Below are 13,643 nucleotides of genomic sequence, written 5' to 3'. Positions count from 1 at the left end.
TACCTAATGCTGATTGGTATTGAGTATTTTTGTTGAAATATAAGTGTTTTGATAGCTTTTTATAGTATGATTTTACTCTATTTTTATCCTCTTTTCTCATTAATATTAATTGAATAATTACTCATTTACAGCAGTAATGCTTATACTTAATGTTTAGTAAGTTATTCGATAATGAAATGTTATTTCATGAATTGGGGTAAGAATGTCTCCTAAACCTTCAAGGTCGTCTAAGAGAAAGACTAAGGTTGCAAAGGCTAAGCGTCCTTTGGGGAAAAGAATACTTAGAGGAGTTCTTTTAACTGGGGCTTTGAGTGTATTAGCTGGTTTATTAGTATTTGTTTTAACTTATTTGCTAATACCGATTCCTAAGCCTTCTGAATTAGCTTTGGCTCAGACAACAAAAGTTTACTACTCTGATGGCAAAACTTTGATGGGTGAATTTTCTAAGGTTAACAGAACTATTATAGACACTAAAACTATTCCTAAATATGTGGGAGATGCTGTAATTGCGTCTGAGGATCGTAACTTTTATAGCAATAATGGCATAGACATTAAAGGTATAATTCGTGCGGCTGTTAACAATGTAACTGGTGGTGCAAGACAAGGTGCCTCCACTCTTACACAGCAGTATGTTGAAAATTATTATTCAGGTAGCCGCGGCGGATATATCGGAAAAATTCGTGAATCTGTATTAGCTTTGAAAATAAATAGTCGTGTGTCAAAACAAGAAATTTTGGATTCTTACCTAAATACAATCTACTTTGGGCGTGGAGCATACGGTATTGAAGCAGCAGCAAAAGCATATTTCAATGTGAGTGCTTCTGAGCTCACACTTTCTCAGGCTGCTTTGCTAGCTGGTCTCATTCCTGCTCCATCTGCTTGGGATCCTGCTATAGATGCTAATATGGCTAAAGCTCGTTGGAACCGTGTAATTAAATACATGAGTGAAGACGGAATGATTGCTGCCAAAGAAAAGAAAGACTTAAAATTCCCTGAAACAATCGAACCTACTGTTGTAAATAAATATTCAGGTTCCACAGGTTATTTACTAGAACATGTTCGTAGAGAACTAGAAAACCGTGGAAAATTATCTGGTGATGATCTGGATACTAACGGTTATAAAATCGTTACTACAATTGATAAAGATAAGCAAGATGCTGCTGTTGATGCTGTGGCTAAGCTACCATCTGGTCATGCTGAAAACATGCGTACAGCGCTTGTTAGTATTGATAGTAAAACTGGTGCTATAAAAGCTGAATATGGTGGCGAAGATTATTTGAAGATTCAGCGTAATGCTGTTATTGATGATTATGTTTTGCCAGGTTCGACCTTTAAAGCTTTTGCATTGATTGCAGGTTTGCAAAATGGTGAAAGTTTAAACTCTTATTTTCCTGGAAATTCACCGATGACTATTGATGGATATACCTTGAAAAACTATGGAAATGTTTCTTACGGGAATATTAGTTTGTTGCGAGCTTGGGTTTATTCAGCTAACACACCTTTTGTCGCTTTGAATAAGAAGATTGGTCCTGAAAAGACTATGGACACAGCGATAAAGGCTGGTATTCCTGCTAATTCGCCAGGGCTTGGTCCTTATTTGTCAAATACATTGGGTGCTTCAGCTGTTCATCCTATAGATTTGGCTAAGGCGTTTACAACTATTGCTTCTGGGGGAATTAAATATGGTCCTTATATCGTTGAAAATGTTGTAGACACTAAGGGTAATGTAGTTTATAAAGGTAAGAAACCTGGGGAAAGGGTATTTCCTGAGGATCTTATTAATGAAGTACATTATGCTGGTCTTCAAGCAACTAGGGAACATGGTGGTGCTGTCAGAACTTTGAATCACGCTATTGCTGGTAAGACAGGTACTGCTGAGGATAATAAAGCTGCTTTGTTCTCCGGATGGACTCCTTCGCTTTATACGCTTGTAGCTATGTATCAGGTTGGTCCAAAAGGTGAACCTGAAACTATTACCCCATTTGGTGGTTATAGGGAAATTTATGGTGAGAGTTTTCCGACTATAGTTTGGAAGAACTATATGGCTGTAGTTTTGAAGAATCAGCCTAATGAGCAGTTCCCTAAGCGTTCAGGTAAGTATTTGGAAACTTATAATCAGAGTCGATATTTGGAACAGCGACGTTTAGAACAACAGCGTAAGAGAGAAGAAGAGGAAGCTGCGGAACAAGAAGCTGAGAAAGAGCAACAAGATCAGCAGTCTCCTCAGACGGAGCAACCAGCAAATCCGTCTCAGCCTTCAGCTCCAGGTCAATAAGTATAAAGATTATAGGCTTATTAGTTTTGGGTGAAATTTTATCGCCTGTTGTTAATAGGCCTATAACTATTTAAGATACAAGTTTGTGTCGTAAATACACATACTAAAAGTTTAAGTAAAATAGAATAATTCTTGAACTAGAATTTATAAATTATCAGTATTTTCAAACTTATTTTTAAGTTTATCTTTTCTTCAAGTATGTAATTTTTAAAAACTGATATATAATAACTGGGTATGTGTTTTGCATACACGCAAACCCTCCTGCCACGGAAGGACCGTGGTCGTTTAGTCCAAAGGAGGTGGGGAATTTGCGTAAATATGAGATGATGATTATTCTTTCTCCAACTGTTGACGAGCGTACAGTTGCTCCAACAATGGAAAAGATACTTAAAGTTATCACAGGCGATGGTGGCTCAGTTGAAAATGTAGATATTTGGGGCAAGCGTCGTTTGGCTTACGAAATTAACAAGCACTCAGAAGGAATTTATGTTGTTGTCGACATGACAGCAACTCCAGCACAGGCACAGGAACTTGATCGTCAGCTAAGTCTAAATGAAGATGTGTTACGCACCAAGTTAATGCGCCCAGAAGCATAATTAGGAGTACACGTGGCTGGCGAAACTACAGTAACTATTGTTGGCAATTTAACTGCTGATCCAGAATTGCGTTTTACACCATCTGGTGCAGCTGTTGCATCTTTCATCGTTGCTTCTTCTACTCGCACATTTGACCGTGCAAGAGGAGAATACCGTGACGGTGATACATTATTTATGCGTTGTTCTGTTTGGAATGGCGCTGCTGAGAATGTTACCGATTCTCTCTCGAAAGGTATGCGTGTTATTGTACGCGGTCGTTTGACTCAGCGTTCCTACGAAACACGTGAAGGCGAACGCCGTACTGCTTTTGAGATTAGAGTTGAAGAAGTTGGCCCGTCATTACGTTATGCTACTGCTGAAGTTAAGCGTTCATCACGCGGCGGTGGCGATTACTCAAGTCCAGATAATGGATATGCTGCAAACGGTTCTGTACCAGCAGAAGCTACACCTATGCAGAATGAAGACCCATGGCCTTCATCGGTTGGTGTAAGCTCATTTGGTGAAGAGCCTCCTTTCTGATATTAAACTTTGAACTTGTTAGTTCGTGGGGAGAACTATGTGTTCTCTTAGATTAAACTTTAGGAGCAATCATGGCCAAAGCGCCAAAGGTAGCCAAGAAAAAAGTTGCACCAGTTCGTGCAGTTAAAGTTGGCAAAATTGATTATAAAGATACTGCGCTATTGCGTAAGTTTATTTCCGACCGTGGTAAGATTCGTGCACGTCGTGTAACAGGTGTATCCGTACAAGAGCAACGCGCTATCGCTAAAGCAATTAAGAACGCTCGCGAAATGGCTTTGTTGCCATATTCTAGCTCTAGTCGCTAATAAGGGGGATATGCTATGGCAAAAATTATTTTAACTCATGACGTTGATAATCTAGGTGCTGCAGGAGACGTAGTTGAAGTAAAGAATGGCTACGCACGCAACTACCTACTACCACGTAATCTAGCTACTCCTTGGACAAAGGGAGCACAGCGTCAGATTGATCAGATGCGTGCAGCACGTCGTGCACGTGAGATTGCTGATGTTGAAAAGGCTAGAGAAATACGTGACACTCTACAAGAATCAACTGTTGTTGTTAAGGCACATGCTGGTAAAGGTGGCCGTCTATTCGGTTCTATTTCCACAAGCCAAATCGCTTCAGCAGTTAAAGAAGGCCTAAACATTGATATCGATCGCCGTAAGGTTCGCATCGAAAACACTATCAAGTCAACAGGTCACTACAAGGTTGCTGTTAAATTGCATCCAGAAGTTGATTCATTCTTGAAGATTCAGGTAGTATCTGCTTAATAGATTTTACTCAAATGGCATCAAATTCTTTACTTTTTGAATTTGGTGTCATTTGTTTTTAATGTTGAAATTTTAATACTTGTTCTAAAATAATTTTCTAAATTTCGCAATTTAGTTATTATAAAACTTGAGGGTAAAAGCAAAATTCTGGATAGTTCATATTTACTATTTGTTGAATAAAATATGCATAATACGAAATAGTGAATTATTTATGAGAAAAAATAATGAATTTTGCAGAGGGTATAAAATCAGTAATATTTGAATTCAGATTGAGCTAGTTTATAAGTTTAGAAAATAATTTGATAAATATGTTATCAATAAAAGAATAACATGCTGTTTATTTTTATTAATTAGGGAATAAAAACATACATATAGCTGTTCAGAAAAAGAATCTTTTATTTATTTTTATTTTAATAAATGTACACAAAATAAAAACGTACACTTACAAACGAAGAGGTGAAAATGTACGAGCCAGAGTCAAACAAGAAAGTTGCAGCTTTAGTGTTTTTGATTTTAGTAATAGTTAGTGCAGTAGCGGGGTATTTTATTTCGATCTGGGCATTTTCAAGCGAAGACGCAAATCCGAAACAAAAAACTTCGAGTAGTGTTAGTAAGAAATCTGAGTCTAAAAAATCTGAAGAGACTTTTGGTATAAAAGTAGATGACCCTAGTAAAGCAGCTGAAGATATAAAAGATGAAAAAACTCTTAAATTTCTTCAAGAAATAAGTCAATATGACGAAAGCTATCCAACTGCTTATGGTGATATTAATGCACCACTGACCGTAGTAGAATTTAGTGATTTTTCTTGCCCTATGTGTGCGAAATTTCACCAAGAGTCATATGATATAGTCAATAAATTAGTTGATGCTGGTAAAGTGCGTATCAAATATATGCCTTTTGCTGTTTTTAAAGCTGATGGCTCAGATGTAGCGGCTGCTGGTGCCATTGCCGCTGGAAAACAAGGTAAATTCCGTGAATACATGAATCTTGCTTTTTCAAAGGCTACAACATCAGGTCATCAGTCTTATAATAAGGATTCTGTGATTAGTCTTGCTAAAGAAGCAGGAGTGGAAAATATCGAGGAATTTACCAAAGTAATTAACGATCCTGCTATTTACAAAGAGTTAGATGAAAATGTTTTAAAATACTCCTCTTGGGGAATTAATGGGACTCCTGCAACAGTTGTTGGTAAAGCGTTTTTAAATGGTGCTGTACCTAAAGAATACGTTGCTGCTACTCTTGTCGATCAGCTTAAAAAGGTTTTGAAGTAAATGTTTGAGATAAATTTTGCTATAGCATACGTTGGTGGCTTGTTGACTTTGTTGGCTCCTTGCTCAGCGATGCTTTTGCCAGCATTTTTTGCTTATGCTTTTAATTCTTCAAAGCAGCTACTATCACGAACGCTAGTATTCTATTTAGGTTTAATATCAGGGTTAGTTCCTTTAGGGGCTTTGGCTGGAGAGCTTGGTGGGTTGTTTAAAATATATTTTCCTACTATATCCATGGTAGTTGCAGCATTGATTATCCTTATAGGTTTCATGCAAGTATTTTCTATCAAGGTCCCTCTACCTAAGCTTGGATTGTCAGCTAAAATAAGTGCTAAAAACAAAAATTCATCTTCAGTATTTGGTGTTTTTCTACTAGGTTTTGGATACGCCGTTATAGGTGGAGGATGCTCAGGACCTATTTTAGGAGCAGTTTTAGGATCAGCGATTATAACAGGCAGTGTTGTTACCGGGATTGTTATGATGTTGATTTATGGCTTTGGAATGGTCACTCCTGTTGCCCTAATGGCATTATTCTGGGATGTTCTAAGGATTAATGAACGCAAATTATTACAGCCTAAGCCTGTAAAACTATTTGGTAGAAATACTACAGTTGGTAATATTATTTCAGGTGGTATTTTTATAATATTAGGTTTGTTATTTCTATTTATACCTAGCTTTAACATAACTGGAATTGACGCAAGTTCTTATGGAGATATAGAGTCATCAGCTGCTTTTGTTGGCTCAGTAATACCGAACTGGATTTTTGTTCTGGTCATAATAATATTGCCGATAGTTCTTGCCCTACTTGTTCGTGAGCTTATGAAGAAACGCTAACATTTATGGAATTTACGGTAGTTATTCTTTCAAACAGTCGGTTGTTTCACGTGAAACATTAAGGATATTTAATTGAGTTTCTTTAGGTAAGTATAATTCTTTAAAATCATTTATCTGAAATTTCACTTTATAAGAATTTATGTGAGATTTAGGTGTTATAACACTTTTATTAAAGTACATTCTTATTGAAACAACTATTTATTGCATGGAGTATGTGTTAGTAAATTCTAAGGGGAATTGTAAATTATACGATTCCCCTTAGCTTATATGCTTCTTTCGGTTATTTGTTCACACTTGCTGCTTTAGTGTCGTTTTAGTTTTGAATATCTTGATTTATAATGTCAGAGTTTTTCTTTGATTTTCTCTTATTTATAACAATCTCAACAATCATTGGGATTATCGAAACAAACACGATTATTATTGCTAATATTTCTATATTTTGTCTTACAAAAGAGATATTACCTAGTAAAGAACCTAAATAAGTTAATCCAGCACCCCAGAGTAATGCTCCTACTAGGTTCCATTTAGTAAAGTTTTTAATGTTGTAGTTTGCTATTCCTGCTGCTATAGGAATAAAAGTGCGGACAAAAGGAACAAAACGAGCTAAGACTAGTGAACGTCCACCGTATTTTATAAAAAATTGTTCTGCTTGACCCAAATACTCAGTTTTAAGGAAGCGTGCGTCATCCTTGAAAAAGCGTCTGCCGTATTTTTTACCTAGTATGTAACCTACAATATTACCTAGTAAAGCACATACTGTTATTGATACGATTAATGTTGGTAAACCTATTCCTAGTTGTATGTGTAATAATCCGGCAGTGAATATTAGTGAGTCTCCGGGAAGAACTGGGAATAACACTCCAGATTCTATAAATACAATTAGAGATACTGCAACTAGCACCCATGGTCCCATGGCGAGCAGTAAAGCTTCAGGATTTGTTAGATACTCCCATATTGATGAGAATGAAGAGGTAGCAGTAAACAAGTTCTTTCCTAACGTCTTAGCATCTATATATTCACATATAACTATAACCTAAGATTTATGTAAAAGTTATGACTTATTTTACATTTTGCAATCGTAAAGAGTTTGTCACAACTATTATTGAAGAGGTAACCATTGCTATAGAAGCTACACTTGGGTTTATTAATCCAAAAGCTGCTACTGGAATAGCTACAATGTTATAAGCAAATGCCCATAATAAATTTTGTTTTATAATTTTCATTGTTTTTTTAGCAATTTTGAATGTTTTAGAAATCAACTCTATGTCGCTGTTTAGCAGAGTTATATCACTTGCATAGACTGCTAAATCGCTACCGTGAGCAAAAGAAAAACTTGCCCCTTGTATACTAGCTTGAGATAAGGCTGCAGCGTCATTTATGCCGTCACCAACCATTGCTACATACTTATTTTTTTCTTGCAGAGTTTGTATAATCTTTTTCTTATCTAGTGGCATTAGTTCAGAATAGATATTTTTTTCCTCAATTCCAATGCGGTTAGATATGTATATTGCGTTTCTTTCATTGTCACCAGTTGCTAATAATGATTCTATTTTTTCTGATTCCAAGTATTGTATTGTTTTTTTAGCATTTTCTTTTATATTATCTGTGAAAGTTATTATGCCAAATAGTTTTAATACCCTTGTATCAAACGGTTCGTTAATATCGTATCCACCCACAAGTATAACTATTGAACCAGTGTATTGAGCCTGAGCGACTATTCTGAGCAAGTATTCAGGCAACTCGTATCCAAGATTTTTAATCCATTTAGTTTTACCTATATGTACACGTAAGTTATCTATAGTTACTTCAACACCACAACCAGCGTAGTTGATGTGATTACTTACATTTTTTGTTTTTTCTTCACTATTTTTGAATATATTGTTTCTTTCAACATAACTTGTAATTGCTTCACTAATAGGGTGTTTTGAGCCTTGTTCAGCAAGATATGCGATTTTTGCAAGCTCATTTTCAGTTATGTCTTCGCAAACTTCGATACTGTTAACTGAAAGTTCTCCAGTTGTTACTGTACCCGTTTTGTCGAAAATTACTGCATTAGTTTTTGAAAGTTGTTCCAAAGTTTCTAAACTTTTTACTAGTATACCGTTTCTAGTTGTATAACCAGATGAAACTATCAATGCCATAGGAGTTGCTAAACCTAATGCACAAGGACAAGCTATTACGAGCATAGTTATTGTTATGCTTATTGCTTCATTTATACTAGCTTCTTGTAGTATCCAAACAATAGTTGTTGATATTGATATGAATACAATTAATGGTGTAAATACGCCAGCAATCTTATCTACTAATTTTTGTATTTTTGGTTTATGAGCCTGTGAGTCTAACACACTTTTAATTATTTGCGAAAGCATTGTATTTTTGCCGGTTTTGGTTACTTTTACTTTTATTGCACCAAAAGTATTAACTGTTCCACCTACTACTTCATCACCTACAGTTACGTATTTTGGAAGAGTTTCACCAGTCAACATAACAGTATTTATTTCAGTTTCTCCCTCAATAATTATTCCGTCTGTTGGTATGACTTCTCCATTTTGTACTAGAACTACATCATCGACTTTTATATTTTCAATTGGGGTTAATATAGTTTTATTAGTTTTAGTTACAAGTTTTGCGTGTTTTACTTCAAGGTCAAGTATGTCTTGTAATGCTTGCTTACCACGTTTCTTTGATTTATCTTCTATCCAGCGTCCTAATAATATAAAGGTAGTTATCATCATCGCGCTGTCAAAATGTAATGGTGAAGTTGCTGAATGGAAGTCAAAGATTCTTAAACTAAAGTGGTTATGTATCACTGGGTTTGCTGTGATGGTTAGTTGAATAAATGACCAGATTAGCGAACTTAAAACTGATAAGCTTACAAGTGAATCCATAGTTAAATAAAAGTTCTTAATGCTTTTGTATGCATTTTTATGGAATGATGAGCCACACCACAAGCTTACAATTAATGAGAAAATAGAAATAGAATATATAACGATTTTGCTATTACCATATAGTGGTATTAATATACCGACGCTTAATGCCGTAAGGATTATGCTGATTAATAGTTTAAAACTATAAGTCGATTCGTTTTTAGTCTTTTGGCCTATGGGCTCTTCAACTACATCATTAAAACTGGATCTTATGAAATTTTCAGAAAAGTTTTTGTAAGGTATTTTTACTTTTTCTGAACTAGTGACGTTTTCGTATTGGTGGACTAACTTTTCTTCTTCTAAATTACTGACTGAAGGCGTTTGTATATTCTTACTATTCTCTTCAGTATTTGATATTTCAGTTATTTCGGTTTTGTAACCTAATTTTTCTATTACTTCTACAATATTTTCAGGCAATACTTGATTATTGTATTCAACATATGCTGTGTTTGTAACTAGATTTACTTGAATTTTATTATTACCTAATTTATGTACAGCTTTTTCTACTCTACTTACGCATGAAGAACAAGTGATTCCTTCGATTTTTATAGTCATAGAGTTATCGAATGTGTTTGTATTCTCGATATCAGTTTCAAAGTTGTTGCTCACAAAATCACCATTCACTTTGTATAAGACAATTATCGGTATTTTATATAGACATATGGATTAAATCAGTTTATTTAGTTATCTACCTTATAAGCGTATTGTATCAAAAATTTGTGAGTAAGATTTATAAGTTCTCCTTTCATTTTTATCTGGGAACATAAAGAGTTTTCTACTTTTCACCCATTGCTGAACACTGTTTATTTTTGCATTTTCAATATTTTCAGCTGCATAAGAATACATTATTTGATCATGAGTTGAATTTGTGATTTTCATATCATTAGTGTTTAAATAAACTGTGGTTCTACTTTCAGTTACAGGATTTGTCTTTCCATCTAAAGCAGGTACTGGATCAGATAAGTTTTCAAAATGCATGCTTTGAATTTTATTTGGTATATCGTAGTTACCAGTTGGACTACCGAATGTGGTTAAAGATACGACATTATAGTTTTTGTTTATTTGATTAGATGAAGCGATTTGTGTGGCAATGATTCCTCCTTGAGAATGTCCTACAAGTTCTATTGGTTCATATTTTTTAATTCCGCTCATTTTCATTCCTTCTAGGATTGCTCGATATTGGTCATTATCTGCTTTTGCAATACTAGTAAAATTCGTAACTTGATCTTGAATATTACTACTTGAAGCATCCCATCTTTGAGTACCTCTTATTAATATGCTCCAACTATTTTGCTTTTTACCATCAACGATATTTTCGTGTTTTATAATCTCAAATGCTCCTATATCTTCCCGTGAAGGTAACATTCCTATTCTTTTAACTAAGTTTGATGCAGTTAAATTTCCTATACTGTTTTTGTAAAACTCTGTAGGTGTGAGGCTTTTTAATTTACTAATTTGGATTTTTCTATTAGTTTTTGAACCTAGTGTTTTATATGCACTATTTATTATTCGACATTGAAATGATTTACCTAGTTCCTTATTAAAAGTTGGAACTATAGATATATTACTTTTATAACCATGCTTTATGTTATAAAAACTATGCATTAAAGTTGCTAATATTAGCGATATATGTTCAACTGAGTTTTCTTTATCTTTAGAATTTATTCGTCTTTCACTATGATTTATATTTTTCATGAGAGGATAAAGGTTTTTGGAAATTTTTTCTATTGAACTAGATAACCATAAATTTTCTTGTCCGTTACTGTTTATATTTCCATATAATGTTTTAGAAATTCTATTATAGTATGTTGAAAAATCATCTATTGTAATTCCAGCTTTTAATAAAACTCTTAACAAATAGATTACTCCTATAGAATTAGGGTATAAGAGAGTTTCTTTACTGAAAGGTGTGAAATTTTCTTTAGAATCTGAAGCAAATATTCTAGGATAAATATTGCGTTTAATGTTTTCTTCAGCATTTTCATATAGCATACTAACAGTATTTATTTTGTCTACTATGGATGATAGTTTATCCTTAAAACTACCTATTGAATTGATGAAAATATTTATATGCGTTATTAGGTTTTCCAAATTAGTTTTAGCATGATATTTCTTATGCAATATATGGTCAGATATATTATGTTTGATAAATAAATTTGTATTCGTATCACATGACAACATAATAATCTGTTCTCTTATTAGTTTTAGAGTATTTATGCTTTCAAATACGAGGTGAGCGATATTATTCCATCCTAAAGCTGTGCTAGCAATCTTGAAAGTATTTACACTATTTATATCAACTACATATACATTATTTTTAGTATTTAAATTGTCAGTAATATGAGGGTTTGTTGTACCTGTCATGAGCTGTTTTACCCCATATGTTATTAGAAGTTTTATAAGTATAGCCAGTATTGGTAATTTGAATTTTCGTTATAGTAATTTTTCAGTTTTAGTAGTTGGTAGAACAGTTGGGTAAAATCATTTTTTATCGTTTCAGTATTTTTGTCGAACTTTTTTCTAGCACTTCCTTCCCAGATTAAATCTTTATTAACATTTGATAGTGAGTTATCGATTTGTTTAAAAAAAGAATTTACTTTTTCAAAATTTTCATTAAGTAGTATAAAAGACATTTTTCTCCTAAAATTGAATAGTATTTGCATTTAAATTTATAAAAAAATTTCTGTTATAAAGCTAATTTTTTAAAAAATGTGGAAAACTATACGAAATAATCAAGATAACGTAACTTATCCACAAAATAATTTTTATCTGTATTAAACATCGAAAGTAATGAGATAGAATTTTACTCATAGGCATATCGTAGGAGAAGAATGAAGAATGTATGTGTGTTTTTTGATTTAGATAAAACGATTTTATCTACATCGTCATCTATGGCACTAAGAAAACCTTTTGTTAAGGCTGGTATAACTACTAGGGGCAAAAATTTTATTGGAATACTGTCACAACTAGAATACTTGCTTTTTGGTGCTAACGATGAAAAAACTGAAAAGATGAAGGAAAGAATAGCTAATTTATCAATTGGAATAAATATTAAACAGTTAGAGGAAATAACCGACAAATCTTTCGACAAATACATTTATCCTAAATGCTACTCACATATGCTAGATTTAATAGAAATACATAAAGCTTCACATTACGAAACTGTACTAGCTTCAGCGTCTACTGAGCAGATAGTTAAACCAATAGCTAAACATCTAAATATGGATCACTATTTAGGCACAACTCTAGAAGTAGAAGAAGATGAATTTACTGGAAATGTGAAAAGATTTATGTACAGCAAAGAAAAAGCGTTTGCTGCTAAAAAACTAGCTGAACAGAATAATTGGGATTTAGAAAACAGTTATGCATATAGTGACTCAATAACAGACTTGCCACTACTAGAACTTGTAGGTAATCCAGTCGTTGTAAATCCTGATAAAGAGCTAGAAAGAATAGCTATAAATAGAAATTGGCGAATAATAAAAACGAATGAAAAGCAAAATCTATCTTCGCAAATTAACAAAATCGTTTACTCAATTACTTTAGCTACAATTTTATTAACTGGAATCTCTTTGCTGAAAAAGAAGAAATAAGTCTTATTGCCAGTTTGGTAGCTTTTTAGCTAAAACACTATTGGCTATGCTATTTAAACTGTCAAAAGAATTATTCATACTTTCAAGAAAGTAACAAATCCAATCGTTAATATAATCGATATTGCCTGTCGAATAATGTTTTAGTTTATTAATAAAAACGTTGTTAATGGGTGAAAAATTAGTATCAAAAATTATACAACCTGTAGGATCTGCTCCTGTTTTACATAGGAGCAGACGAGTTAGTATTATTGCAATTTCGTAATTAGAATCTATGAAAGGAGAACTAAGTAACAATTCTGCAAAAAATATTGCTGTACGTATATGAGTGTTTTTTAATGAAGGTGAAGAAAATAGAAAATCTAAAATTTTTATTCTATTCAAAAGTTCTTCATTACAAGGTGCTGATGTAATGTGAAAACTAAGAGGAGCTTCATCTTGACGTGGAATTCCTAGTTTGTCACTTATGCTAATTACTGAATGCAATTTTGGTAGCAAATATTTTAAAGAGATGTCAGATTTGCGTTTAGTATTAATACCTCGCTGTAAATCAGGCATTAAATCAACTATTAAATTATTAGCTACACATAGGCGTAAAAATAAATCGTGGTATAAATCATTTGTGTTGGTATTAGAGATAAAAATCTTGCGAAACTCGTTCAAATCAGTTTTACAACCATTTGATTTTACGAGGAAATAGCTTTGATAAAAACTTGCTTCTGCTCGCATATTGACTGAACGATTGCGGAATGCTTCATGGAATCTAAAGTTTCTAATTTGTTCATCAAATGCGTTTTGTAGTGTAATAGTTTTATCTTGGGATGAAAAAAATTCAAGACTTTTTAAAAGTGAATCGTACATAA

Annotated in this window: 12 protein-coding genes; 8 read left to right on the top strand and 4 right to left on the bottom strand. The window is 33.5% G+C overall.

The features are described from left to right. The first annotated feature begins 202 nt into the window (after nt 1-202). From HCQ94_RS06055 to HCQ94_RS06025, 7 genes are all read left to right on the top strand, one after another. The gene (locus HCQ94_RS06055; protein WP_166982642.1) at nt 203-2,275 is read left to right on the top strand and encodes a transglycosylase domain-containing protein; all 2,073 of its coding nucleotides are present in this window, start codon (nt 203-205) and stop codon (nt 2,273-2,275) included. Between the two features lie 308 nt (nt 2,276-2,583). Continuing rightward, nucleotides 2,584-2,871: a 30S ribosomal protein S6 gene (gene rpsF, locus HCQ94_RS06050; RefSeq protein WP_166978251.1), complete on the top strand. Its 288-nt coding sequence runs from the start codon at nt 2,584-2,586 to the stop codon at nt 2,869-2,871. A 12-nt stretch (nt 2,872-2,883) separates the two neighbouring features. Next, on the top strand, nt 2,884-3,390 hold the full coding sequence (locus HCQ94_RS06045) for a single-stranded DNA-binding protein (RefSeq protein ID WP_166982640.1): 507 nt from the start codon (nt 2,884-2,886) through the stop codon (nt 3,388-3,390). A gap of 71 nt (nt 3,391-3,461) precedes the next feature. Beyond that, entirely contained in the window at nt 3,462-3,695 is a 234-nt protein-coding gene (rpsR, locus tag HCQ94_RS06040) for a 30S ribosomal protein S18 (protein WP_166978255.1), read from the top strand. 15 nt (nt 3,696-3,710) lie between these two features. After that, nucleotides 3,711-4,160 (top strand): 50S ribosomal protein L9, encoded by a 450-nt coding sequence (rplI, locus tag HCQ94_RS06035; RefSeq protein WP_166978257.1) that lies wholly within the window; start codon nt 3,711-3,713, stop codon nt 4,158-4,160. 462 nt (nt 4,161-4,622) lie between these two features. Next, nucleotides 4,623-5,432: a DsbA family protein gene (locus HCQ94_RS06030; RefSeq protein ID WP_166982638.1), complete on the top strand. Its 810-nt coding sequence runs from the start codon at nt 4,623-4,625 to the stop codon at nt 5,430-5,432. Continuing rightward, nucleotides 5,433-6,263 (top strand): cytochrome c biogenesis CcdA family protein, encoded by an 831-nt coding sequence (locus tag HCQ94_RS06025; protein ID WP_166982636.1) that lies wholly within the window; start codon nt 5,433-5,435, stop codon nt 6,261-6,263. A gap of 313 nt (nt 6,264-6,576) precedes the next feature. Here HCQ94_RS06025 and HCQ94_RS06020 read toward each other — a convergent pair whose 3' ends face one another. The 3 genes from HCQ94_RS06020 to HCQ94_RS06010 all read right to left on the bottom strand — a co-directional run bounded on the left by HCQ94_RS06020 (nt 6,577) and on the right by HCQ94_RS06010 (nt 11,554). Further along, on the bottom strand, nt 6,577-7,248 hold the full coding sequence (locus tag HCQ94_RS06020; protein ID WP_232525724.1) for a DedA family protein: 672 nt from the start codon (nt 7,246-7,248) through the stop codon (nt 6,577-6,579). 73 nt (nt 7,249-7,321) lie between these two features. Then, nucleotides 7,322-9,799: a heavy metal translocating P-type ATPase gene (locus tag HCQ94_RS06015; RefSeq protein WP_166982634.1), complete on the bottom strand. Its 2,478-nt coding sequence runs from the start codon at nt 9,797-9,799 to the stop codon at nt 7,322-7,324. An 84-nt stretch (nt 9,800-9,883) separates the two neighbouring features. Then, entirely contained in the window at nt 9,884-11,554 is a 1,671-nt protein-coding gene (locus tag HCQ94_RS06010; RefSeq protein WP_166982632.1) for a lipase family protein, read from the bottom strand. 467 nt (nt 11,555-12,021) lie between these two features. On the opposite strand from HCQ94_RS06010, the gene HCQ94_RS06005 reads away from it, so the two are divergent. Then, nucleotides 12,022-12,783, top strand: a complete 762-nt coding sequence (locus HCQ94_RS06005; RefSeq protein ID WP_166978270.1) for an HAD family hydrolase — start codon at nt 12,022-12,024, stop codon at nt 12,781-12,783. Between the two features lie 3 nt (nt 12,784-12,786). On the opposite strand, the gene HCQ94_RS06000 is transcribed toward HCQ94_RS06005, so the two are convergent. Then, the gene (locus HCQ94_RS06000; protein ID WP_166982630.1) at nt 12,787-13,641 is read right to left on the bottom strand and encodes a hypothetical protein; all 855 of its coding nucleotides are present in this window, start codon (nt 13,639-13,641) and stop codon (nt 12,787-12,789) included. Nucleotides 13,642-13,643: the final 2 nt, after the last annotated feature.

This window comes from Actinomyces sp. zg-332, from assembly GCF_011751945.2.
Lineage (GTDB): Bacteria > Actinomycetota > Actinomycetes > Actinomycetales > Actinomycetaceae > ZJ293.
This window is presented reverse-complemented; position numbering and strand designations above follow the sequence as displayed.

Coding starts and splice junctions, on each gene's coding strand:
- HCQ94_RS06010 (WP_166982632.1), bottom strand. CDS start 11,554: ATGACAGGTACAACAAACCCTCATATTACTGACAATTTAAATACTAAA.
- HCQ94_RS06025 (WP_166982636.1), top strand. CDS start 5,433: ATGTTTGAGATAAATTTTGCTATAGCATACGTTGGTGGCTTGTTGACT.
- HCQ94_RS06005 (WP_166978270.1), top strand. CDS start 12,022: ATGAAGAATGTATGTGTGTTTTTTGATTTAGATAAAACGATTTTATCT.
- HCQ94_RS06030 (WP_166982638.1), top strand. CDS start 4,623: ATGTACGAGCCAGAGTCAAACAAGAAAGTTGCAGCTTTAGTGTTTTTG.
- rpsR (WP_166978255.1), top strand. CDS start 3,462: ATGGCCAAAGCGCCAAAGGTAGCCAAGAAAAAAGTTGCACCAGTTCGT.
- rplI (WP_166978257.1), top strand. CDS start 3,711: ATGGCAAAAATTATTTTAACTCATGACGTTGATAATCTAGGTGCTGCA.
- HCQ94_RS06055 (WP_166982642.1), top strand. CDS start 203: ATGTCTCCTAAACCTTCAAGGTCGTCTAAGAGAAAGACTAAGGTTGCA.
- HCQ94_RS06000 (WP_166982630.1), bottom strand. CDS start 13,641: ATGTACGATTCACTTTTAAAAAGTCTTGAATTTTTTTCATCCCAAGAT.